This is a genomic window from Faecalibacterium sp. DFI.5.82 (assembly GCF_029076575.1).
GTDB lineage: Bacteria > Bacillota > Clostridia > Oscillospirales > Ruminococcaceae > Faecalibacterium > Faecalibacterium duncaniae.
The window spans coordinates 1-450 of record NZ_JARFIS010000072.1 but is presented as its reverse complement, the minus strand read 5'-3'; the positions used below and the strand labels follow the sequence as shown (position 1 = coordinate 450).

Sequence of the window (450 nt, the reverse complement as noted above, 5' to 3'; positions counted from 1 at the left end):
CTCTTTGGTTGTCTGGTTCATGCGTTTCCTCCTTTCCGGCCAGCTCGACGCTGTCGGCTGGCACGTCCTTGACTTCAGGCGTCGGCGCTTCGTTGCCCCACGCGTCCCATCCCGGGGCGGCTTCTCTGGCGAAAAGCTCGATGCGGGGCAGGTCTCCCATCAGCTCGACGATCTTGTCGCGCACTTCGGCGGGCTTCTGGCTGTGCCTGCGCAGCGGTGAGAATACGAGCTGACCGACGCCGGCGCTGATGCGCTTCGGCTTGCCTTTGATAGCGATCAGACAGGGCTCGGTATTACCTCGAGTCCAGCGGCCGAGGCCGAAAAAGTAGCCGTTTCCGCTGCGGTTCTGCTTGATCCACTGGAAGGTGATCGACTTGTATTTGAAGCCCCACGCCTCGATCAGGTCGAGGGCCTCCTGCATCTTCGGGTATGTGGCCCACATAAAGAGCA

1 protein-coding gene is annotated in these 450 nt (G+C 61.1%); it reads right to left on the bottom strand.

Translation table 11 applies throughout. From position 1 onward, the window contains the following. Positions 1–450 (bottom strand): MT-A70 family methyltransferase (locus tag P0G09_RS15615; RefSeq protein ID WP_275253109.1); only part of this gene is annotated, 450 nt, incomplete at both ends.